This window comes from Microcoleus sp. LAD1_D3 (genome assembly GCF_036702135.1).
Lineage (GTDB): Bacteria > Cyanobacteriota > Cyanobacteriia > Cyanobacteriales > Microcoleaceae > Microcoleus.
The window spans coordinates 1-23,849 of record NZ_JAUBSB010000054.1 but is presented as its reverse complement, the minus strand read 5'-3'; the positions used below and the strand labels follow the sequence as shown (position 1 = coordinate 23,849).

Genomic DNA, 23,849 nt, shown 5'->3' with positions numbered 1-23,849 from the left:
ACGGGAATGGGGAGTGGGGAGTAGGGAATGGGGAGTGGGAGAGAATTGACTGACTGTCTCCTAACTTCCTATTACCCATCCGATTATCGAAAAGTTGAGATGCGAATCCTCTCCTCAATACTGCCAACCTGAGTCAGGCTGGAGCCTGTGTCACTAACCGCTCGCTCTGAGAACTTATGGCTTTTGACTGATTCAGATTGGTTTGAGGCTGCACTATTAATAGGAATTAGTTAAACAGCATAACGAGACCGAGCGGGGATGGTGAGTGAGAAGAGGAGAACTCTTCTACTTCTGGTGTTACTCCCCTCTGAAGAAGAACCTTTTTTTCCTCATTCCCACTCCTTTTTTTTAACCAATGTTCAGCCCAAAAAGCTCAGTTCAAAAAAAGTCTGCCCTCCCGCTGCGCGTTGTGCTTACAGTCCCCAACGCTCTCCTAATTTCAACCTTACTAGCTCTAACGGGATGGCTTTCTTTTCAAACAGGGCGGCAGACAATGAATGACTTAGTTGCACAGCTATTGGGAGAAGCAACGAGCCGCATCTCTGACCGTCTTGACAACTACTTAAAAGAAGGGGTTGGGGTTGGGAAAGAAGAAGGGACTTATAAGAAAATGCAAACTGGTTCGGTGAACCAACTTCCCCCAAGTCAAACAGCCGGAGTCACAATCAAACCAAATGGGAAAACAAATGGGTCAGACTCTCCAAAAACAATATTGCCTCAACAAAAAACAAATCCTGCTTTTCCCACCCCAACCTCAACATTCAACTTGCACGATTTCCTCATTAGCCCTAACTGTCAAGCCTTTATCTTAGACCGTTCGGGACGTTTAGTGGCTCGGAACGAGGTAACTGAACCAAAACCGTCTATTTCTGTTGACGGACTGCAGCGAGAAAGCGCCCAAGCTCTGCAACAACAAGTAATCCAGCTTTCCACAGAGTATTTGCTTAAACATTATGGCAGCCTCGCTGCTATTAACAGCAGCCAAAATCTTAACTTTACCGCCAGCAACTCTAGATACTTACTGCAAGTCAGACCTTTTGAAAACTCTTCAAGCTTAAACTGGCTGATTGTAGCAGTTGTCCCTGAAACCGATTTTACGGACAAAGTTCAGGCTAACACCCGCAACACTATTTTGCTCGTGCTGCTGGCTTTGGTTCTTTCTATCTGCCTTTTGCTGTCCATTTCCCTAAGAATAGAACAGCGGCTGCAGCGGTTAATTTCGGCAACAGAGGCGATAGCTGGTGGCGACTTCGACTCAACAGTTTTAGGTAGCGGTGTTGCCGAACTCGAAGCCCTAGCCTGTGCTTTCGAGCGCATGAATTGCCAGTTAAAAGCATCTCGCCAGCGGTTAGAAGAATATTCTGGCGATTTAAAGCAGCAAGTTGCACAGAAAACAAAGGAACTAAAACAAGCTAAAATTGCAGCCGAAAGTGCCAATCGCGCTAAAAGTACCTTTCTGGCCAATATGAGCCACGAATTGAGAACGCCTCTGAATGCGATTATCGGCTTTGCCCACCTCCTTGTAAACTCTAAAAAAACTGCACCGGAACAGCAGTCGAGTTTAGATATTATCAATCGCAGTGGCGAGCATTTGTTGAAACTAATCAACGATATTTTGTCGCTGTCCAAAATTGAAGCAGGTCAAATCACCCTCGAAGAAACTGCTGTTGACTTGTACAGTTTGCTCGATGACTTAAAACTTTTATTTCAGCTCAAAACTCAGTCGTCGGGCTTGCAACTTGTTTTTGAACGCAGTTCTGATGTGCCGCAATACATCCGAACTGATGAAAGCAAGCTGCGTCAAGTTTTGATTAATTTGTTAGGTAATGCTGTTAAATTTACTGAGGCGGGTAGGGTGAAGCTGACTGTAAAATGCCTTCAGCCGCTGGCAAAAAAACCGTTACCCAAATTCTTTCTCCAGTTCTCAGTGAAGGATACAGGTCCTGGTATTGCGCCTGACGAGCTTAGCATTTTGTTCAAGCCGTTGGTGCAAACAGCAACTGGCAGGAAATCACAAACGGGAACGGGCTTGGGATTGCCCATCAGCCGCTCTTTCGTCAAGCTGATGGGTGGCGATATTAAGGTCAAAAGTTCTGTGGGGAAAGGAACGGTTTTCAGTTTTTACATTAAAGTGAGTCGTGCAACACAGAGCAAAGTCCGTGACATCCAGCCTCAAAAACAAGTGAATGGACTGGCACCCAACCAACAAAATTATCGCATTCTGGTAGCGGACGATGAGTCTGCAAATCGGTTGCTACTAACTCAGATATTGAAGTCAGCCGGCTTTCTTTTGTGGTTTGCGGATAACGGAACTGAGGCTGTTAAATTGTGGCAAAAGTACAAGCCGGATTTAATTTGGATGGATTTGAAAATGCCGCTTTTAGACGGCTTTCAAGCTGCTCGAAAAATTCGTTCTCTGCCTGACGGCTCCAATACAAAAATTATTGCTTTGAGCGCTAATGCGTTTGTTGAAACCAAGAAACTCGCTTTGTCGAATGGCTTCGATGACTTTGTTGCCAAACCGTTCCGAGAAACAGTAATTTTTGAGAAGATGGCGCTTCATTTGGGAGTTCGCTATATCTATGAAGAGGAGTCGTCTAGGAAGTCCGAACAGGATGAGCCTGTTATGCAACTGACTTCTGAGTCGCTATCTGTGTTGCCGAGGGAGTCGATTAAGAAGCTTTATAAAGCAGCCGCTTGTGGAGACGAGCAAGCGGTAAGGCTGTTGATTGAGCGAATCCCCCTGTCGCAGAAGCCTCTTGCTGTGGCTCTGACTAAATTAGTTGATAATATGAGCTTAGATATTATCAGCGATTTAACTCAACACTACCTTTGAACGAACCCCACCCAAATCCAAGATTATGGGTAGGGACTGCGCTGAACATCTCTAGTTCAATGATAACTGCGATAGTTCAATGCTAACTGCGATAGTTCAATGCTAACTGCGATCGCAGTTATCAGAGGCGGTTCTCAAAGTTATTTCAAAGATTAGCCTAGAATAAGCCGCAGTCCACTAATATTGTTGTTGAATCAACACGTTTATTGCGTGCTTAAAAATAGATGAGCAAAATTATTGCGCTGTTCAACCAGTCAGGCGGTGTCTCCAAAACCAGTTTGACAATGAATTTAGGCTACCATTTGGCGAGGCGTTCGCAAAAAGTCTTGTTAGTAGATATGGACCCCCAAGCCTCACTTACCACCTTCATGGGCTTGGAGCCATCTGAGTTACAGGAGACTGTCTACGAGTCTATTATGAACGGTTCTGACGCGGCGCTCCGCAAAAACCTTCACAACATGGACTTGCTTCCTTCCAATATTAATTTGAGCGGAGCAGAGCTGGAACTGGTGGTGGCTGACATGAGAGATAGTCGGCTAAAAGAAGTCATTGACCCCCTGAGCTCGAACTATGACTTCATATTGATAGACTGCCCTCCCTCGCTCGGCATCCTATCCTATATCAGTCTAGTTGCCTCCACTCACGTCTTAATTCCGATTCAGACTGAATATAAAGCTCTCAAAGGAACAGAATTGCTGTTGCAAACCATTGCTCGCGTCAGAAAACGCGCTAATCGTTCATTGCAGATTGCTGGAGTGATTCCGACGCTGTACGATACCCGTACTGTACAGGCCTTTCAAAGTTTGCAGTCAATTACTACTTCTCTGGAGAAGATTGGTGCGATTTACCCTGCCGTGCCTCGGACTGTCGCTTTCGCCGATGCGTCACAGCAACACGTACCTCTGGCCGTGTACAATCCAAAACATCCAGCCGTCGCCGTACTCGATACTATTGCACAAGGACTCTTAGCTCTGGCATGAATCAAAAGCGCGACAATCAGCCTTATCAAATCAAAGGGGTTGAGGCTCTATTAGGAACCAGCGACAGCGAAGATGCCGCATCCTCCCTTGTCTCCATAGACAAAATTGTCTTGCCCCAGCAGCAGCCACGCCGCTATTTCGATCCGACAGCTATGCAAGAACTGGTGGAGTCAGTCAAGCAGCTAGGGATTCTGCAACCGCTCCTGGTACGCCCAATAGATGGCAACAAGTACGAATTGGTAGCGGGAGAACGGCGCTATCGAGCCGCTTCGTCGTTAGGTTTGACTGAGATTCCTGTTGTGATTCGGGAACTGACAGACACAGAGGCTCTGCAAATTGCACTGCTGGAGAACTTGCAGCGGGAAGATTTGAATGCGATTGAGGAAACTGAGGGAATTCTGCAATTGCTGGCAATGAAATTGAACTCTACCTCCTCGTCAGTTATTGCTTTGCTCGGAGCAGCCGCGCACCCGGAACGCGCCGGTGTGGATAACGTTATCCACAGCTCGGAGTGGCAAATAGTAAGCGATATATTTGCACTCGTCGGGAAGTACACTCCAGAGAGTTTCCGAACCAATCGCCTCCCGTTGCTGAACCTGCCAGATGATGTTATTGGAGCGCTGCGGAAAGGACAGATTGAGTATACTAAAGCCAGAGCGATCGCCCGAGTTAAGGATAGCTCAGAGCGCTTCCAATTGTTAGAAGAGGCGATCGCTCTCGACCTCTCCCTGACCCAAATCAAACAGCGCATTGCCGATTTAAAAGCGAAAAGTACAGGGGAGGCGACTGCACCAAATCACTCACTTAAAAGTCGCGTAGATACAGCTTTGCAGCGAGTGAAAAAGTCTAAGGTTTGGGATGACCCCAAAAAGCAAAAGAAACTAGAGAAGCTGTTAGCTGAACTGGAAGCTTTGGTGGGTGAGGGATTGGAAAAATGAAGCGGATTTTAAAGTAAAACTACTTAAATTACTCGCTTCTTTTCGCATCAAGCTGCTGTGAATCTAAATTTCACAGCCGCTGCGCTTCGGAAATCCTTATGGAACGGGCAGAATGCTAGTCTCGACTATACAACGCGCATCGGCTCTTCAGCTTATTGTTACGGCTGCAATGACCGCAGCCATTGCCAATCCTCATGGAGCCAACGCTGCCATTGCTGTAATTAAGTAGGTAAACAAAATTAATTGCCGACTGAGTTGACTTGAAACCCTTGATACGTCTAAAGAGTAACAAAGTCGGATGTGTAATTAATTTTGTGTAGGTACTTACAAGCAGCTTTCCCTGAAGTTATAATTTTAGGGAATTCCTGTAGACCCTGCCTACCTGCGTCGAGAGCGCGATCGCAGCTCTTCAGTTGAGACCTCTCTGAACTATTGAAAAGGAAGCCAAAAATATTGTCTTTACCAGCGTTGGCGACACTGTCGTTGGAGCATGCAGGAGTGCAAGCGGAAGCAGAATTCTGAGCAAGTTAATGAGAGCGTTAATCGGGCGAGGTAGACTGGTTATGAGCAGCAGTGCAGTGAAAAACAATAAGTGGGCCTTGCTAATTGGCATCAACAAATACAAATATGTACGCCAACTCCAAGGCTGTATGAACGATGTGGAGTTAATGACCAAAATCCTGCAAGAAAACTTTGGCTTTTTAGAAGCACACATCACTCAATTGCTGGACGAACAGGCCACCCGCGACAATATCCTGACGGCTTTACAGCAATTAGTTGAACGTGTAGGCTCTGACGATATTGCGGTCATCCACTACAGCGGTCACGGCTCCCAGATGACTGACCGCGAGGGCGACAAACCCGATGGCATGGACGAAACCATTGTGCCTTGGGATAGTGGGCGCTATCCCCACGAAAACCGCGATCTCACAGACGACGAACTCTACGACTGGCTGTTGCGCCTGAGCGAGAAGACCCCGTACATAACCCTCCTCTTCGATTCCTGTCACTCAGGGGGCATCGTCCGCGACACTTTTGGCACTAGCGATCGCTGGATTGAACCCGATACCCGTCCAATTGAAGAACTCCCACCATCGCCTGTAGCTAATACTCTGCTTAGAGGAACGCAGCGGGATGTTGGTTCTAGTGGCTGGTTACCCCTTAGTCAGCGGTATGTACTCATCGCTGGCTGTAGTGCTGAGGAGAAAGCTTACGAACACTCCATAACGCAAGATAACAGCAAAACTTACCACGGAGCCTTGACGTATTTCTTGTGCCAGCAATTGCGACAAGCCAAGTCAGGCACAACCTATCGCGATATCTTTGAACGCACGAGTACCTCAGTGACAGCAAAATACTCTTCCCAGCACCCGCAGATGGAAGGAGCGGGGGATAGGGAACTCTTCAACGTGCGGGAAATCCAACCTGTCCGCTTTGTATTGCTCAAGGAGCGCACAGGCAATCGAGTCACCTTGGGCGCAGGCGCAGCTCACGGACTCACTGCGGGTTCGCAATGGGCTATTTACCAATCAGGAACCAAACAAGTAGCTAAGGAAACTCAAAAACTCGGTACGGTAAAGATTACGGCTGTCCGCGCCGTGACATCTGATGCCGAGATTGTTGAAGAAAATCTGACTGGCTCTATTACCGCAGGGACTAGAGCCGTAGAAGAAGCTCACTTCTATGGCGAGATGCGCCTGAAGGTACAAATCCACATGCTGACGGACTGTGAAGCGAATGTGAATGAGTTGCTAGAGCTGATTTCTTCCTCAGCACTGCTGCGCCCGGCCGAAGAGGGCGAACCTGCTGATGCACGGGTTTATATCATCGCACCCCGCACAGAAATCAGAGAAGGCACTCCTGTACCCCGGTTGGGAGCCATTACTAAACCAACTTGGGCTGTGGTGGGAGCAGATGGTCAGCTCATGATGCCGACTCGTGCTGTGGACGAAGCCGACGCTGAGGTCATAATACGCGAAAACTTAGAGAAAATCGTGCGCTATCGCTCGGCGTTAGCTCTCAATAACCCCAACCTCCAAAGCTTACTTAACGGCCAAGTGGAGTTCATCCTGAAGCGACAGGCTTTTGATGGCAACTGGGTAGAGGCTAAACCAGAAGATGATAGCGGACTGATTGTTTTTGAAGAGGGAGATCGCCTGATATTTGAGATCGTTAACCATCATAATGAACCGATCTATGTCAGTGTTCTAGACTTCGGGCTGACTTACGGGATAATTGCGCTCTACCCGGTTGCAGGAGCCAACCAGCAGTTTCAACCCAGTAAATACGTCAACATTGGCGCACGCCAAGGTCAACAGATAGAGTTGTACCTACCAGACAAATTTCCCAATTCCGAATCGGGAGGAACTGAAACTTTCAAGGTCTTTGCCACAACTTACCCAGTAGACTTTAGCGTACTGCTACAGTCCGGCTCGCGACAAAGCGACACGCTTTTGGAGCAGTTACTGGATATGGCACTGACGGGGAACGGCGAGCGCGATGCTCGACCTACCAGTCTACCGCCGAATGAGGAGTGGACAACAATAGAACGTTCTTTTTTCCTGCAACGCAGAACCCTGCATAGTGAAAAGCTAGTGGCTTCTCCCAAAGTCCTAGTGTGAAATCGCCCTTTTTAGGCATTACTTAGGAGTCACAAAAACAACAAGATTGTCAACAAATTATTATGGACAGTTCCAGCGGTCAAGAGGCAGAAAGTTTGAAGGCAAATCAAGAGAGTAATTCATCCCTAAATCGCCGCCTTCTGCAACGTGCAGATTTGCTACTTATGCAAGGTTACGATCAGTTTCATGCCTGTCAATTTGAAGCTGCTTTACATTCTTGGAACAAGTCACTTGGCATCTATCGAGAACTTGGTATCCGGCAGGCAGAAGGAGCAGTTTTGACAAATTTAGGGCTAGCTTGCGAAGGTCTAGGAGACTATGCAAAAGCAATTGATTACCTGGACAAGGCTATGGCAATCGCCATAGAAATCCAAGACTATAAAGGCTCAGGAGATGTCCTGATTAATCTAGGAAATGTTTACATTGAGCTGGGACGATACGAACCAGCGATTAATTATTACGAACAAGGTTTAGAAATTGCCCAGAATATCCCAGACATTCGGATGCAAGCAGCAGCTCTAGGTAATCTAGGAAATGCCTGCCAAATTATAGGAGACTATGACAAAGCAATAGACTATTTAGAAAAAAGTCTTAAACTAACCCAAAAACTTAAAGATATTCGCGAACAAGCGAATGTTTTGGGTAATTTAGGATGGTTTTACTATGTTACAGGAGAACTTAATAAAGCTATTAAATCTTATCAAAAAAGTTTAAAAATTAAGCAAGAAATTGGAGACCGTCGGGGTGAAGCACATACTATAGGAAGACTGGGACTGGTTTACGGTGAGCTAGGGGACTATCAAAGAGAGATTGAACACCACCAGCAGAGTTTGTCGATTATTCGAGAAATCAAATATCGGATCGGGGAAGTAGATTCTCTAAAAAATCTAGGTGATGCTTTATTAAAGTGTGGCGATTTTGAAAAAGCGACAATTTATCTATATGAGGCTATTCAAATAGGGGAATCTCTGCGGTCAGAATTAGGCGAAGATGTTGCGCCAAAAGTGTCATTTTTTGAAACACAAGATTTAACCTATCGCCTTCTGCAAACAGCTCTGATTGACCAAAACAAACTTGAAGAAGCCTTAGAAATTTCAGAGCGCGGGCGTTCCCGTATGTTCGTAGAGTTTTTAGCTGGCAAACTGCGAGAACGTACCGATTCTCAATTTACAGGAACTCCACCCAAAATTGAACACATCAAGCAAATAGCCACAGAACACAATGCCACTCTTGTTGAATACTCGATTATCTACGATGGGTTTAGAACTGAAGGGAAACTACAAGCCAAGGAATCAGAACTGTTTATTTGGGTAATACAGCCGCTAGGTACAGTTACGTTTCAGAGGGTTAACCTCAAACCATTATGGCAGAAACATAACACAGCGCTTGCAGATTTCGTCAGCACGACCCGCGAATCCATAGGTGTTAGGGGACGGGACGCTTTGCCAGTTAACACCCCTGACTCAACAAACACAGACGACCAAAATCTACAGCATATCCATGAAATACTAATCCAACCTATTGCTGATTGTCTGCCAAAAAATGTTAATGAAAAGGTTATTTTTATCCCTCACGAATCTTTATTTCTAGTTCCTTTCCCAGCTCTACAAGATGCTAACGGTAAATACTTAATCGAAAAACATACGATTCTCACAGCCCCTTCCATCCAAATTCTAGATTTAACCCACCGGCAACGGCAGCAAGTACGAGGAAAAAATAATGATATACTGGTGGTAGGCAATCCGACAATGCCCCAGGTTTGCCTTGAAATTGGAAAACCCCCTCAACGGTTAAGATCTCTTCCTGGTGCTGAACGCGAAGCAATTGAGATTGCCAAGCTTTTCAAAACTAAAGCCATCATTGGTGATGCAGCTACTAAAAAAAGCATCGCACAACAAATGACTGAAGCACGGATTATTCACCTAGCCACTCACGGGTTACTAGATGACTTTACAGGCGCGGAGATTCCAGGGGCGATCGCTCTAGCTCCATCAGGGGAAGATAACGGACTGCTTACGGCAGGAGAAATCTTACAGATGCAGCTCAACGCTGAACTCGTTGTCTTGAGTGCTTGCGATACAGGTAGAGGTCGCTTGACAGGAGACGGTGTTACGGGATTATCTCGCTCCCTGATTTCTGCCGGAGTCAAGAGTGTAATTGTATCTCTATGGGCGGTCTTTGATGCTGCAACGGCAGAATTAATGATGGATTTCTATCAAAATCTAGATCGAGGTTTCGATAAAGCTCAAGCACTGCGTCAGGCGATGTTAACGAGCATGATACAGCATCCAAATAGCTTGCGATCTTGGGCCGCATTTACACTAATTGGTGAAGCGGAATAAGCAGGGAATCTAACTGAGTTTTGATTGCAAAAAGTAGAGATGGCAAGATCGGGACAGTATAAATAGGTAAAAACTAGGAGATGTGCGTGATGCAATCGAAAACTTTAGCAGACATACTGTTTATGCAGGGTTTTATGCAGTATCAAGCCAGTCAATTTGAATCTGCCTTAATCTTTTGGAAACAAGCACTGACTATATATCAAAAACTTGAAGATCGCCACAGAGAGGGGGTAGTTTGGGGAAACTTGGGGATTGTGTATAAGGAATTAGGAAATTATGTTGAGGCAATTAAGTGCTATGAACAAGATCTAGCAATTGCACTGGAGCTCAAAGATCGGCGCGGAGAGGGACAAGCTCTAGGAAATTTGGGAAATGTTTCCGAAGCACTAGGAAATTATATCCAAGCTATTGACTACCAACAGCAAAGTCTGGGAATTGCACGGAAGCTGAAAGATCGGTATTGGGAAGGACAAGCTTTAGGGAATTTAGGAAATGCTTACCTAGCTTTGGGAGAGTATATCAAAGCAATTGATTACCAGCAGCAGAGTTTGGCAATTAGGCTGAAAATCAAAGACCGCCACGGGGAGGGGCAGGCTTTGGGAAATTTGGGAAATGCTTACCTAGCTTTGGGAGAGTATATTAAAGCAATTGAGTGCTACAAGCAATGCTGGGTTATTGCCCGGGAATTTCAGGATCGTTTGGGAGAGGAGCAGGCTTTGGGAAATTTGGGAAATGCTTACCTTCCCCTGAAAGAATATGCCAAGGCGATTAATTGCTATGAAAGGAGTTTGGCGATCGCACACGAAATTGGAGATTGCCTAGGACAAGAGCAAGCTCTGGGAAATTTGGGAAGTGTTTATCTCGCCCTAGAAGAGTGTACCAAGGCGATTGAATACCATAAAAGAAGCCTGGCGATCGCACGCCAAATTGGAGATCCGCAAGGGGAAGGACGGTCTCTAGGAAATTTAGGAAATGTTTACCTTTCCCAAGGAGACTGCACCCTAGCAATTAATTACTATCAAAAGACTTTAGAAATTGCACGGGAAATTCAAGACAGTCTGGGAGAGGCGCAATCTTTGAATAATCTAGGCTATACTTTCTGGCAATCTGGCAATTTTATGAACGCAGAAAAAACATTACTGGCTGGAATTGAAGTTTGGGAGTCTCTAAGAGCAAGATTAGGTAGCAATGATGCCTATAAAGTGTCGATTTTTGAAGAACAATCTCGTACCTATAATCATTTGCAAAAAGTTCTCATACTTCAGAATAAAATTGCTCCGGCACTGGAAGTGGCTGAACGGGGACGAGCCCGTGCATTTGTAGAGTTATTATCAAGGCGATTATCTGCTGCCACAGCTACTCACTTAAATCTTGAATTACCAACTATTCATAAAATTAAACAAATTACTAAAGCTCAGAATGCCACATTCGTTGAATATTCAATCATTTATAAGGAGTTCCAAGTCCAAGGCCAAGAGAACAGCCAGGAATCTGAACTTTTTATTTGGGTAATTCAACCAACTGGAAAAGTATATTTTCGCCAAGTCGATCTCAAACCTTTATGGCAACTACATAAAAAATCGCTGGCGGAGTTAGTAATTAGTTCCCGTCAATTTATTGGGGCAAGGGGGCGCGATGCGGTAGTGGTTAGCGACCCTGAGTTTCAGCAATCTGAAAAAGAGTTTTTACGGAAACTCTACGACCTTTTAATTCTACCCATTGAAGACTTCTTGCCAACGGATGCAAATGCTCATGTTACTTTCATCCCTCAAGGAGCTTTATTTCTTCTTCCCTTTCCTGCTTTGCAAGACACTGAAGGCAAATATCTGATTGAAAAACATACCCTCCTTACAGCTCCTTCAATTCAAGTTTTAGACTTAACTCGTCATCAACAGCAACGAGCCAAAGAGTTAGAGTCCGAAGCGCTAATAGTGGGCAATCCGACAATGCCCAAAATAACGTCGGAGATTGGGCAACCGCCCAGGCATTTAAGACCTCTACCCGGTTCTCAACACGAAGCTATCGAGATTGCTCGTCTTCTGAAGACTCAAGTCCTGACAGGTGACAAAGCTACTAAGAACACCATTTTACAAAAGATGCCAAAGGCAAGGATTATTCACTTAGCCACCCACGGGTTACTGGATGACTTCAAGGGTAAGGGCGTACCAGGGGCGATCGCTCTCGCACCCTGCGGGGAAGATGACGGTATACTCACCCCTGAAGAAATTTTAGGTCTGGAACTTAATGCTGAACTATTAGTTTTAAGTGCGTGCGACACAGGGCGAGGTAGAGTTACAGGAGATGGTGTGGTGGGGTTGTCACGGTCGTTCATTTCTGCTGGTGTTTCCAGTATTGTTGTGTCCTTGTGGGCAGTACCAGATATCCCTACTGCATTCTTAATGACTGCATTTTATCAAAATCTTAAAAACAACCTCGACAAAGCTCAAGCATTGCGACAAGCGATGCTAATGACAATGAAACAAAATCCTAACCCCCGATCTTGGGCAGCCTTTACACTGATAGGTGAAGCAGAGTGGGCATCGAAACCTGTGGATGCTGACAGCCCAAGCTGAAAAACTTTTCAATATAATTACAAAGGCAAAATGAATGCACAGCCAAAAGCTAAAGCTGACCAACTGATACAGCAAGGTATTGAGGAGTATGAAACTGGTAAATCTGGAGCTGCCATAGAGTCTTTGCAAGAAGCACTCAATATTTACCAGCAAATCAAACACCGCCAAGGTGAAGCAGAAGCTCTAGAAAATATAGGACTTATCTATAACGACATGAGAAATTACGTCAAAGCGATTGAGTTCTATCAACAGTATTTAGGGCTAGTGCGGGAACTTGAAGACGAAGAAGGAGAACATACAGCTTTAGATAGCCTGGGCAATGTTTACTACAGTCTAGGAAACAATATCAAAGCAATTGAATGCCATCAGCAGAGTTGGCTCATTGCCCAGAAACTCGAAGACGTTCAGGAGGAAGGAAGGAGTCTGAACAAACTGGGACTGGCTTACGCTGCTATGGGAAGTTATCGCGAAGCAATTCAGCATTATCAACAAAGTTTATTCATAGCACGAGAAATCGAAGACCGTCAGAATGAAGCGTGGGTACTAGAAAATTTAGGATCAGCCTACAGTGATTTTAACAATTATGGAAAAGCAATTGAGTATTATCAGCAAAGTCTTGCTATTATGCAGGAACTTCAAGACCGCGAGGATGAAGCGTGGGTACTAGAAAATTTGGGATCAGCCTACTTTTCCTTGGGAGACTATGCTAAGGCAATTGAATCTTATCAGCAATGCTTGATAATCGCACAAGAACTCAAGGCTTCTTCAGAACCATATAACTTTCAGTATCAAAGAGAAGCCTGGATTCATTGCAAACTGGGAATGGTTTACCAATCTTTGGGAGACGTAACCAAGGCAAGTGAATTCTATCAGCAGAGTTTAGGTCTCGCACAATTACTACACAAGCGTGAGTTGGAAGGGCAGATACTAGGAAAGCTAGGCTCAGTTTGCCTTAACGCGGGACTTTATGACAAAGCAATTGAGTACCAGCAGCAGTTTTTAGCAATTGTACGGGAACTACCTAATCGCCAGTTGTTAGCTCATGCGCTGGCAAAATTAGGTGAAGCTTACTATTTCAAGGGAGATTATGCTACAGCGATTGAGTTCTCTCAGCAAAGTCTCAAAATTGCGCGACAAATTCCAGAGCACCCTGTAGAGAGGCAGGCTTGGGAAAATTTAGGCAATGTATATAATGAACTCGGAGATTGTGAAAAAGCCATTGATTCTTATCAGCAAAGTTTAACGATCGCACGAAAACTGCAAGATCATCATTTAGAGGCAGGCACGCTGAACAACCTTGGCTGCGCTTTCTTTCGATCGGGAAATTTTGAGCAAGCCGAAAAGACGCTACGAGAAGCAATTAAAATTTGGGATTCTATACGAGTAGGATTAGGCACTTACGATACCTATAAAGTGTCTATTTTTGATGTCCAGGCTAAAACTTACCGCCACCTCCAGCAAGCCTTGATTGCCCGAGGCGAAACCGATGCAGCTTTGGAAGTTGCCGAGCAGGGACGTACCCGTGCGCTTGTAGAATTACTGACGACCCGTTTTTCTACTCAACCTCCCTCGGATTATACCACTTTAGAAAACATAAAATCTATCGCCAAACAACAAAATGCAACTCTAGTTGAATACTCGGTTATTTACCATAGTTTACAAGGACAAGGACAACCAAAATATCGAAATACAGACCTCTTAATTTGGGTAATTCAGCCCACAGGCTGCGTCACCTTTCGCTCAGTCGATATCACCTTTTTAAAGCAACAGAATACACCCCTGGGACAATTCGTTGACTTCGCCCGTGAATCCATAGGTGTAAGGGGTCGAGATGCTTTCGCAGTAACCAGCGATGAAGTTTCATCAATCAACAACCAACAATTAAGGCAACTCCACGAATTTCTAATCGAACCGATTGCTGACCTCTTACCAACAGATACTAATTCTCACGTCATCTTCATTCCTACTGGATCTCTGTTTCTCGTTCCCTTTCCTGCGCTTTGGGATGCTTCAGGTCGGTACTTAATTGAAAAGCACACCATTCTTACAGTTCCTTCGATTCAGGTGCTAGCTATAACTCAAAACCTTTCAGCGTCACTGCGGGAAAAAAAACAAAAACAAGACCCAAATTTAGCAGAGGTAAAAGCACTGGTGGTCGGCAATCCTACTATGCCCAAGATTGCTTTGGAGAGCGGTCAATCACCTCAATTCGATAGTCCTCAAACAATAAAGACGGCAAAATCTGTATGCACAACCTGTTCTGGAGGTAGCTATGACAAATCCTTACTTTTACAAGACTGCCTGAAATCGTTAAGACCTCTACCAGGTGCTGAAAGAGAAGCAAAAGACATTGCATCTCTCCTGAATACTCAACCTATTATTGGTGACAAAGCCACCAAGGTAGCCATTTTGCAACAGATGCCCTCTTCAGGAATTATTCACCTAGCAACTCATGGGTTACTGGATGATTTTGAGAGACTAGGCATACCGGGCGCGATCGTTCTGGCATCTGATGAGGAAGATAATGGTCTGCTCACAGCCGGAGAAATTAAAGAGCTAAAATTAAATGCCGAATTGGTAGTTCTAAGTGCCTGTGACACGGGGAGAGGTCGATTAGCAGGAGATGGGGTCATTGGGTTGTCTCGCTCCCTAATTTCTGCTGGAGTACCCAGTATAATAGTTTCTTTGTGGGCTGTACCAGATGCCCCCACCGCTGAATTGATGACTGAATTCTATAAAAATTTCTACAAGCGCAAGTTGAATAAAGCCCAAGCGTTGCGAAGCGCAATGTTAACAATAATGCAGCAACACCCAAACAATTCCAGAGCTTGGGCTGCCTTTACTCTTATTGGTCAACCCTAATTACCAAGTAAAACTATTTCATATATTGACTTAGCGTACCAAACTAGCTAGCAGCCCCGACGCTTCTCGCTGCAAGCTCTGCCGATTATCATCGTAGCAATTAAGGACGTTCGAGCTCGTATGGCGGCTCAACTTCTGCGCCATTCGCGTATTGCCGTTGCTTGCATCTAACAGAGTCGTAATTGCAGCGTGGCGTATTCTGTGCGGGCTGATTCTTTTAGGAATTCCCGCAGCGGAGCAAGTTGAGAAAACAAGCTTGTAAATAGCGTACCCGCTCAACCTCAACCCATATTCCCGCTTTGTCAAAGCAATAAATAAAGGCTCTTGGGGCATTGCAGCTCCCCGCACGCTCAGCCAATCAGAAATCGCATCTGCCGTCGCGTTGTGCAAGTCAATTAGCTGCGCTTGAGTTCCCCTACCTTTGCCGTAAATGTTCAGAGTTCGGGCCAGCGGGTCAAAGTCGCCTATATTGGCTCCGCCGATCTCCCCCCGGCGCAGCGCATTGTCCCACAGCAGCCGGAGAACTGCATAGTCGCGCTTTCCCTGGGGTGTACTCCGGTCAGGAATGGACAACACCGACTGCATCGCCGCCACATTCTCAGAAGCAACTCGGCCAAACCCTGTAGTATCCCGGTAAGGAACCACCTTCTCTCCTTCAACATCTACCAAACTCCACTCGCACTCGCCCACCTTCCGAGCAAAATTCACCAAACTTTTGATAGCCGCCAGCCGCCGATTAATCGTCGCTTCCTTGAGTCCCTTGTCGATTAGTTTGGCTTTATACTTGAGAACCACTGCGACAGCGGCGAAGCGGTTCAGCCGTAGAAACTCGCGTACCAATGCCGGGTGCGGTTCCTGCCCCGTCATTGTCGCAAAGAAATCGTACAAGTCTTTCTCATAAGCACGCCTAGTGTTGACAGAGCGCTTGGCAGCTAACAGCTCTGCCACTAGGTCGCGCGTCGAAGCTATTTCTCCAAAGGAATTAGCAGCGTGTTCTAAGTCCATAGCCGGTCTGATAATTTGGCTTTCCAGACCAGATTACCTGAATCTGGGGTGCAAAAAGATGGATAATTTACCAGTCCGTTCGGCGAGCGTACTAATGATGAGCGGTGGGATCCAAAACCTTGCAGGCGCAGCGGCGATCGCTGCAATTGAGTGAACGAGCATAAATTTTGATGGTCAAACAATTAAAGCTGCCTCTTGGGGAAGTTCTGCCGCTAGCGCCGCCCCCTCTCTCTCAAGAGGGCAACAGCACCTTTTCAACCTTTACAGACAACATGAAGTTGCCCGTTCACCGCTGGTGCGAGATGAGCGTGTGGGTTTCTCGGCCTCTTGGGTCGAAACCGTTATTGCTAAAGCCTTGGAACGGGGGAGTGCGACTGTCTTCGATCCATTTGCCGGTGCGGGGACGACGCTGCTTGCTGCTGAGAAAATGGGGGTTGAATGTTTGGGAGTAGAAGCTCATCCCTTCGTTGCTAGGATTGCTTCAGCCAAGTTGTTATATCGAACTGACCCCGCTCTTTATTTAGAGCATATAAGAAAGGTCAAAATACGTGCCGAAAATTTGTAGGGCTGTGTAGATAATTATCCGGCTCTGATTCGTTCTTGTTTTAGCGATCGCTCCCTTGAAGGCTTAAATCGATTGTGGCAGGCTTGGAAACAATTAGCTGACGATTCTCCTCAATCCGAGTTGGTATGGCTGACAATTATAGCCATTCTCTGCCATGTTTCCTGCGTTGGAACTGCCCCTTGGCAGTACATCTTACCAAACCAAACCAAAAAATCTGTATTGTCGCCGCTGTCAGCTTTTGAGCTAATGGTTCAAACCCAGGTTCAAGACATGAGAATTGCAGGAAAAACAGCAGCTAATACTGCTAAGAGCGTTCGCTCTGATGCTCGGACTTGTCTTGGCGTACCGGATGATTTTGCTGATTTAATCATTACCTCGCCGCCCTATGCTAATAACTATGACTATGCCGATGCTACGCTCTTAGAGATGTGCTTTGCAGGAGAAATTAGTGGAAAAACCGGAAGCATAACGTCCCTCTGTGCGAAGGCTGTTTGTGGGTTAGGGGATGATCGAGATTTGACAATAGCTTGTATCAACAGTTCTTAGTTTCGGGCAGAAATTAACAGCGATAGAGCAGGAAATTATTACTGGAAAATGTTAAAATAATAGCGTTATGGTAAACTGTAGTAACGAGCGAATTGGGACAAGTATATGGGAGAGCTTTCGATCGTGAAGTTAGTGGAAAAACACATTATCTCTCGCCACCACTGGAACGCAAATGCTTTGGGGATACAGGGCGTGGTAGTACGGAAAGTTCGGGTTACTCCTTACAAAAAGGTTCGAGAAAGCAAGTGAGATATTTGTCTATCAAACCTGTAACTATTATTAGCATTAAGAGGCTAGGCTATGGAGTTATCTACTACCACCACCACCACGATAGATGGCGACCGCATTCAAGAGTACGCCAAGAAGCTACGCCAGAGTAATTTTTTAGAAACTTTGGCCTTGAATGTAGCAATGGGGATTCATGCCGAAATTACTAAAAGGGATGAAACATTAGAAGGCTTTAGTCCTAAGTGTGTTGATGAACTCGAAAAATTTCTCAAAGAGCAGATAGTTGATGATGCTTTCTACTTGACAAAAGCAGAGGAGATATTAAATCATCTGACCCTCTGGCTTCAGGCAGGTAGAACCGAGGAAAATTTATGGAAAAACGTGGCACTTGATTCAGCTTTAATTTTTCTAGAGCCACTCGATTTATCCAATCGGACACTAGATGAGTTAACCGCTATGCTGGGGCTGGCTTCAAAAACAGTTCCCGCAACCGAACCCCAGCTATTTATCAGCACCACAATCACTCAAATACTCACCTCAGCCCCTCCTAGAACGGCTTGCAAGTCCTTATTACGAATTTGGGATTGGCAAGAAGATACCCATAAAAATGTGTTTTTTCGAGATAATTACAGCACGGGTTTTGTTAAGTTAGCCTTAAAGGATAAAGACCCAGTTACTAAAGAATATTTTTACTTTACAGGCAAGGCAGCCTGGGGAATTATTGAGGAATTTGGCAATTTGGGGAAAGATACTGCCAAACTCCACTGTTTACTATCTGCCTATGTTTTTCAACAGGCTGTGCCTTGGAGAACTGAAATTAAGCTAGCTGGAACTGGGAAAAATGGCGGCACTAACCTCATAGACTTAATGGGTTGGGGTGAGCGTAAAGATATGACCACTTCCCAGAAGTTACTCAGGATAGAGCAATGCCTGAAGCTTCTGAGAAAGCTGGACGCTACCATTAAATGGAATATCGGGAAGCTAGGATGCGATATGAATTCCCTCATTTGGGACGTTGCTGTGGAGCGCTACGGGCAGCGTAACATTTTCACAGATGAAATTGATGAACCAACAGAAATAGTAGCCTTCATTCGGGCGGGTAGATGGGCTGAGTTTTTCTTTAATAAACCTGGCAAGAATGCCAGACCTCCAGTTGCCTTATATGAGTTTGGTTGGATTTCAGAAGCGACGCTCAAAATGAACCCGTATCATGATGAGCTAGCATTCTTAATTGCCATCAATATAACAACAGAAAGCGCCATTCATACAAATGGAAAATACACGGTTAAGACCGTGCTAGAGATGGTGATGCCGAAAAATGAGATTGAATTAGCCCGTAAGGATCATCGCTACGCTGGTAAGCTGAAGCAACGTTGGGATAAAGCCTTAATGCAGCTAGCTGAGTTAGATTGGCAGATTATATATGACTCTGAAACCTACCCAGAATGGTTGCGTCCTGGAAGTACAACAGGTAAACCCAAAGATTGCAAAAAAAGAATTATTGATTTACTGCTAGAAGCTGGCGTCACCATCAAGCCTCCCGGTAAAATTCCTGCCTTGATAGCTGCTAAAAAATCAGCATCTTTGCCCCGGAAACGGAAATCAGCATTTGCTGCCCCGTTAGAGTGGGAACCGATACAGAAGGCTTGTGAAGCAAAGGATTGGACGAAGCAAAGAGTCATCGCCGAAAAGCTGGGCATATCTCAGCAGCTAGTCTCACAGCTTCAGCGCGGCAAGCCAATTAGCCCCAAAACCGCCGCCCACCTCAAAAAAATCTTGCCTAAAGTGCTACCAGAATTGTCAATCTAGCTTCCCGTCCCCTTGACCCCAACTCCAGCCCCAAGCGTAGTAAGGCTGGAGTTTTGCGTAGTAAGGCAAAAATGACCTCAAAATCACCTTTAAACTTTTACCAGGCAAGGCTTATGACTTTACTACGGACACACCCGGATCTAGTGACAAAAACACCCGGATCTGGTGACAAAAACTCCCGGATCTGGTGACAACTCAATTTTGAAACTCTTGATTAGCAAGCATTTCAAAACCTTACTACGCGCGGATTAACTATTAATTAATTATCTTTGATCGGCGTGCAAGCAGCGATTTTCAGAACATGAGACAAAGGGATGTTCCCCACTCAAGGAATAGCCCGGTGAAGATTTATCGAGATAGCACAGCCATTGACCTTCAAAATCAGTCCTCACAGAGACTCACAGTCCACTTGACTCCATCTGACCCGTTCATGAGGCGCTCTGGCGGTAGCCAGATTCGGGTGCAACTTGGAGCGCCTTTCGCATTGCTACTAGGCCAGAAGGTCAACACAGCCAACATGGGGGTGCGTTATGGTCTTGTCTAAGTCCGCCCTCAATGAATGGCAAGAAAGCGGCGTAGACTCCGCCATCTTCGCCCTCAACGTGCAAACTCTTAGTGGCGACGCCCCCTACGCCTACCTCCTCTACGAAATTAACGCCGCCTCCGGCAGAGTCCACCCCGACGCACAATGGCGGTGGGCCAGAAAACACTACAGCCACATCGAGCACGGTGGTTGGTGGTGTTCGGGCCTTGACCCCCTCAACAACTGGCAGCCCATGTATTGGGGCTGCTTCAAACCCTATCAGCCCCGCAACAGCTTCGACCCAAACGGTAAAACCAAGCCCGTAAAATACGAACACCCCCCCAAAACCCCCACCAGAGCCTTCTTCCTGCAAGTCCCAGACCACATCTGGGCAAAAGTCGCAGAACGCCACGGCGTCCCCATCAACCCTGAAAACCCAGAGGACTTAGAGATGGGGAGCACAGGAACGGGGGAGACGGGAGACGAAAATCTCCCCTCTGCCCCTGTGCCCCTCCCCGGCGTCACGAACCCGCCTCAATTCTGGGAATGGGTTTGGCTCAACAACATCCCCGTCACCATCGTCGAAGGCGTAAAAAAAGCCGCCTGCCTGCTCACAATGGGCTACGCGGCCATTGCCCTCCCCGGCGTCACAATGGGTGTCAGAACCAAGAACGCGCTAGGGGAGAAGTGCAACCCCTATCTCATCCCCGAACTCCAACACTTCGCCACCCCAGGGCGGGAAATCTACATCGGCTTTGATCGCGACAGCAAGCACTCTACCGTCCTCAACGTCAACCGCGAGATTGACAAACTCGGCCGCCTGTTCACCACCGCCAAATGCTCCGTCAGCGTCATCACTCTGCCAGGACCGGAGAAAGGCATCGACGATTTCGTGGTAGCCAGAGGCGAGGATGCGCTCATTGCCCTCAAAAACGCAGCACGAGGCTTCCAATTTTGGCAGGATAGGGAATCATGGCTTTTAACCTATCCCGCGTCTTTAACGCTAAATTCTCGCTATCTGGGAGAACTCCCCTATCCAGAGGCCGGCTTAGCCTGCATCAAATCCCCCAAAGGCACCGGCAAAACCCGCTCCCTCGCCCACCTGGTTTCCCACGCCCTCAACACGGGCGAACGCCGCGTGCTAGTCATCACCCACAGGATTCAGCTCGGCCGCGCCATCTGCGCCGGGTTGGGAATCAACTACATCGACGAAACCAAGAACTCGCCGGAAGGCAAATTATTCGGGTACGGCTTGTGTGTAGACAGCCTCCACCCCCACTCAATGGCCCGTTTCAACCCCGAAAACTGGTCTGGGGCGATCGTCCTCATTGATGAGTGCGAACAAGTCATCTGGCACGCCTTGAACTCCAGCACCTGCCGCGAAAACCGCGTCGCCATCTTGCAAACCCTGCAAGAACTCATTCGCACCGTCTTAACCACCGGCGGCTTAATCGTTGCCCAGGATGCTGACTTATCTGATTGCGCGATCGACTACTTGAAGGCGCTTGCTGGCATCCCCCTCGAACCTTGGATTGCCGTCAACGAGTGGAAACCTAAAAAAGAGCGGGACGCGATCTTCTACGCCACTCAAAGTCCCGCACCACTATTCGCTCAAATGGAGCAAATTCTCTCGGGAGAAATCACCTGTTGCGACCTTAAAAGCCACGCCCTCTGCTGCCCGATCGAGCGAGAAAGATCCCACATTATGGTTGTTGAAGACTCCCAAAAAGTCAAAGGAAAATGGTCGTGTCGCAATCTAGAAACACAACTGCAAAAACGATTTCCCGACAAGCGCATTCTCAGGATTGATAGCGAGTCAGTAGCCGACCCCAACCACCCTGCTTGTGGCTGCGTTGAGAAACTTAATGCCACCATTCAAAACTACGACATCATCATCGCTAGCCCCACCATTGGCACAGGAGTTAGCATCGACATTCGGGGTTATTTTACAGCCGTATTCGGCATTTTCAAAGGAGCAATTGCCGTCAACGATGCCTTGCAAGGTCTCGCTCGCGTCAGGGATGAAAATGTTCCAATCTTTGTTTGGACAGCGCCCTTTGGCATTGGCAAAATTGGCAACGGCAGCGCTTCTTACCGAGCTCTCCTCGCTTCCCAGCAGAAGGTTATCAAAACCAATATTCGCTTGCTGCAAGGAGTTGACTTCGACATCGACGCGGCCCACGACCCGGTTCACCTGAGAACTTGGGCAAAAATGGCTGCTAGAATTAATGCCGGAATGTGGCATTACAGGGAGGCGATTAGGTACAGCCTAAAAGCTGAAGGGTTTCAGGTAAAACTGTGCCGAGAAAATCAGCTAGAACAACTCCTTTTAGAGGGATTAGCGCAGCAAATAGCAGCCAGCGCGGTCAAAAACTGGAAGCTCTTGCAGCAGCTAGCCCGGGAGGTTGATGCTCGGTTAAATGAATTAACTCTCCGAAATGTCGGAGCTGCTCTGGTTAAGGAAGAGGCTGAGTCAATTCAGCAAGAGAACCGCAGGGTAGAAGCGGATGCTGTTGCTGGTGCTCCTGATATTACTCTGTCTGAGTATCTGAAGTTGAAGGACAAGCGCTCCAAGACAAACGGCGAACTCAATCAAGAGCGCAAGTACCAACTGCAAGAGACTTATGGTGTGTCGGTGACGCCCGAGCTGAAATTGAAGGACGACGACGGCTGGCTGCCTCAAATTCGCCTGCATTACTATTTGACCCATGACCCAGAGTTTGTCAGGAAACGAGATAAAAATCACTTGGCAGGCCATCAAGAAAGGGGTCAAGGGAAGGTTTGCCCGCAAGATTTGCGCTTCCTGAAAGCTTCTGTGGAAGCTCTCAAAAAGTTGGGGCTGATGGAATTCTTTGACTCAGACAGGGAGTATCGAGGGACTGACCCGGAGGTGATAGCCTTTGCTCAAAGGGTCAAGCAGTATTCTGCGGACGTGAAAGATTTTCTGGGTATCAACGTCCACCCTAATGCCCACCCAATGGAGGTGGTTCAGTATGTTTTGAAGGGGAAGCTGGGCTTTACCCTGCGACTGGTTCGCCAAGAAAGGTCGGAGGAACGAGATGCTTTGGGCAGGCCCAAGCGCATTCGAGTTTACCAGTTCCAGTTCCCCAACGACGGCAGGTCAGCGATTTTTGCAGCTTGGCAGCAGCGGGATGAGAAGGCCATCTCTTTGGCAGAAGCCGCGGCTCCCTGTTTGGAAGGGATTCCAGGCGGCACAGGGTCGGATAAAGATATGAAGATATCCGGGGGTGTGCCACCAATTGATGAAGCTGCGAACGCAGGACACTCATTGAAGGTGGGCGCGCTAGTGCGGTTTGTTGGTGAGGTTCAAAAATATGTGGTTAAAGCTGTCTCAGGCGCTCGAGTGATGGTGCAATCGTTGCTTTCGGGTGCGATCGTCCACACTTGCGATCGCCGCTTAGAGCTGGCGGATGGAGGAGCGACGTGAGAACGCTGCCAAAAAGTGTGATTCGTTTTTAGTCCAGCGCGACCTGAAAAGGGTCATCTGTTCTGCAGAGCCTACTCTGCTAAGGTATTTACAATCCTTACCCTCATGTAAAAGACTCATCTGAAGTCCGGTCGCGTCTCAGTACAGTATTGGACGCTCGCGGCGCCCGCTCGCTGAAAAAATACTCTTCAAACGTCAGCTTGACGGGACCTTACGGATTGAACGATCGCCCTGGCAATTGTGTGCGGTCTTAGACAATATTGCCTTGAAAGACAGCTATACCCCTGTCGCAGGAGTTCTGTGGAGGGCGCAGTTCGCGTTGTTCAAAGTAAGTAATGCTGTGAGCGATCGCCAATAAACATATCTCAAGCCAATAAATAATAACTCCGACAGGTATCCGGTAAAAATTTGAAAAATTTCAATCGATCGCAAGTTAAATTAGAGATTTGTTTGATAGAGGATATTAGACCTCTTGCAAAAAAAATCTATGCTATAATAGACCTCTTGCAAAAAAAATCTATGCTATAATAGAAGGTTTTCAATTTAATCCCCCTAGAGCTAACTCATAATTAT

13 protein-coding genes are annotated in these 23,849 nt (G+C 46.7%); 12 read left to right on the top strand and 1 reads right to left on the bottom strand.

The features are described 5' to 3' along the window. The first annotated feature begins 493 nt into the window (after nucleotides 1-493). The 7 genes from QUA74_RS23370 to QUA74_RS23340 all read left to right on the top strand — a co-directional run bounded on the left by QUA74_RS23370 (nucleotide 494) and on the right by QUA74_RS23340 (nucleotide 15,152). Nucleotides 494-2,836 carry an ATP-binding protein gene (locus QUA74_RS23370; RefSeq protein ID WP_333333941.1) on the top strand — a complete coding sequence of 781 codons (2,343 nt, stop codon included), beginning with the start codon at nucleotides 494-496 and terminating at the stop codon, nucleotides 2,834-2,836. A gap of 224 nt (nucleotides 2,837-3,060) precedes the next feature. Then, entirely contained in the window at nucleotides 3,061-3,816 is a 756-nt protein-coding gene (locus QUA74_RS23365; protein WP_333333939.1) for an AAA family ATPase, read from the top strand. Beyond that, nucleotides 3,813-4,754, top strand: a complete 942-nt coding sequence (locus QUA74_RS23360; protein ID WP_333333937.1) for a ParB/RepB/Spo0J family partition protein — start codon at nucleotides 3,813-3,815, stop codon at nucleotides 4,752-4,754. Before QUA74_RS23365 ends, QUA74_RS23360 begins: the two co-directional genes overlap by 4 nt. Before the next feature lie 563 nt (nucleotides 4,755-5,317). Beyond that, a complete protein-coding gene (locus tag QUA74_RS23355; protein WP_333333935.1) occupies nucleotides 5,318-7,375 on the top strand; it encodes a caspase family protein in 2,058 nt (685 codons plus the stop codon). Between the two features lie 62 nt (nucleotides 7,376-7,437). Next, nucleotides 7,438-9,717 (top strand): CHAT domain-containing tetratricopeptide repeat protein, encoded by a 2,280-nt coding sequence (locus QUA74_RS23350; protein WP_333333933.1) that lies wholly within the window; start codon nucleotides 7,438-7,440, stop codon nucleotides 9,715-9,717. A gap of 89 nt (nucleotides 9,718-9,806) precedes the next feature. After that, a complete protein-coding gene (locus QUA74_RS23345) occupies nucleotides 9,807-12,290 on the top strand; it encodes a CHAT domain-containing tetratricopeptide repeat protein (protein ID WP_333333931.1) in 2,484 nt (827 codons plus the stop codon). A gap of 30 nt (nucleotides 12,291-12,320) precedes the next feature. After that, entirely contained in the window at nucleotides 12,321-15,152 is a 2,832-nt protein-coding gene (locus QUA74_RS23340) for a CHAT domain-containing tetratricopeptide repeat protein (protein ID WP_333333929.1), read from the top strand. Nucleotides 15,153-15,182: 30 nt separating this feature from the next. Here QUA74_RS23340 and QUA74_RS23335 read toward each other — a convergent pair whose 3' ends face one another. Continuing rightward, on the bottom strand, nucleotides 15,183-16,157 hold the full coding sequence (locus QUA74_RS23335) for a tyrosine-type recombinase/integrase (RefSeq protein WP_333333927.1): 975 nt from the start codon (nucleotides 16,155-16,157) through the stop codon (nucleotides 15,183-15,185). Between the two features lie 170 nt (nucleotides 16,158-16,327). Here QUA74_RS23335 and QUA74_RS23330 point away from each other — a divergent pair, with 170 nt between their 5' ends. The 5 genes from QUA74_RS23330 to QUA74_RS23315 all read left to right on the top strand — a co-directional run bounded on the left by QUA74_RS23330 (nucleotide 16,328) and on the right by QUA74_RS23315 (nucleotide 23,276). Beyond that, entirely contained in the window at nucleotides 16,328-16,609 is a 282-nt protein-coding gene (locus QUA74_RS23330; protein WP_333333925.1) for a hypothetical protein, read from the top strand. Next, complete coding sequence (locus QUA74_RS29960; protein ID WP_445302171.1) at nucleotides 16,513-16,722, top strand: DNA methyltransferase; 210 nt, start codon at nucleotides 16,513-16,515, stop codon at nucleotides 16,720-16,722. The genes QUA74_RS23330 and QUA74_RS29960 overlap by 97 nt, the downstream gene beginning before the upstream one ends. 72 nt (nucleotides 16,723-16,794) lie before the next feature. Continuing rightward, on the top strand, nucleotides 16,795-17,268 hold the full coding sequence (locus QUA74_RS23325; protein WP_333333923.1) for a hypothetical protein: 474 nt from the start codon (nucleotides 16,795-16,797) through the stop codon (nucleotides 17,266-17,268). 300 nt (nucleotides 17,269-17,568) lie between these two features. Next, the gene (locus QUA74_RS23320) at nucleotides 17,569-19,305 is read left to right on the top strand and encodes a helix-turn-helix transcriptional regulator (RefSeq protein ID WP_333333920.1); all 1,737 of its coding nucleotides are present in this window, start codon (nucleotides 17,569-17,571) and stop codon (nucleotides 19,303-19,305) included. Between the two features lie 530 nt (nucleotides 19,306-19,835). Beyond that, on the top strand, nucleotides 19,836-23,276 hold the full coding sequence (locus QUA74_RS23315) for a plasmid replication protein, CyRepA1 family (protein ID WP_333333918.1): 3,441 nt from the start codon (nucleotides 19,836-19,838) through the stop codon (nucleotides 23,274-23,276). Nucleotides 23,277-23,849: the final 573 nt, after the last annotated feature.

Excerpts from the sequence above, each read along its gene's own strand:
- QUA74_RS23370 (WP_333333941.1), top strand. The coding sequence starts at position 494 with ATGAATGACTTAGTTGCACAGCTATTGGGAGAAGCAACGAGCCGCATC.
- QUA74_RS23365 (WP_333333939.1), top strand. The coding sequence starts at position 3,061 with ATGAGCAAAATTATTGCGCTGTTCAACCAGTCAGGCGGTGTCTCCAAA.
- QUA74_RS23360 (WP_333333937.1), top strand. The coding sequence starts at position 3,813 with ATGAATCAAAAGCGCGACAATCAGCCTTATCAAATCAAAGGGGTTGAG.
- QUA74_RS23355 (WP_333333935.1), top strand. The coding sequence starts at position 5,318 with ATGAGCAGCAGTGCAGTGAAAAACAATAAGTGGGCCTTGCTAATTGGC.
- QUA74_RS23350 (WP_333333933.1), top strand. The coding sequence starts at position 7,438 with ATGGACAGTTCCAGCGGTCAAGAGGCAGAAAGTTTGAAGGCAAATCAA.
- QUA74_RS23345 (WP_333333931.1), top strand. The coding sequence starts at position 9,807 with ATGCAATCGAAAACTTTAGCAGACATACTGTTTATGCAGGGTTTTATG.
- QUA74_RS23340 (WP_333333929.1), top strand. The coding sequence starts at position 12,321 with ATGAATGCACAGCCAAAAGCTAAAGCTGACCAACTGATACAGCAAGGT.
- QUA74_RS23335 (WP_333333927.1), bottom strand. The coding sequence starts at position 16,157 with ATGGACTTAGAACACGCTGCTAATTCCTTTGGAGAAATAGCTTCGACG.
- QUA74_RS23330 (WP_333333925.1), top strand. The coding sequence starts at position 16,328 with ATGGTCAAACAATTAAAGCTGCCTCTTGGGGAAGTTCTGCCGCTAGCG.
- QUA74_RS23320 (WP_333333920.1), top strand. The coding sequence starts at position 17,569 with ATGGAGTTATCTACTACCACCACCACCACGATAGATGGCGACCGCATT.
- QUA74_RS23315 (WP_333333918.1), top strand. The coding sequence starts at position 19,836 with ATGGTCTTGTCTAAGTCCGCCCTCAATGAATGGCAAGAAAGCGGCGTA.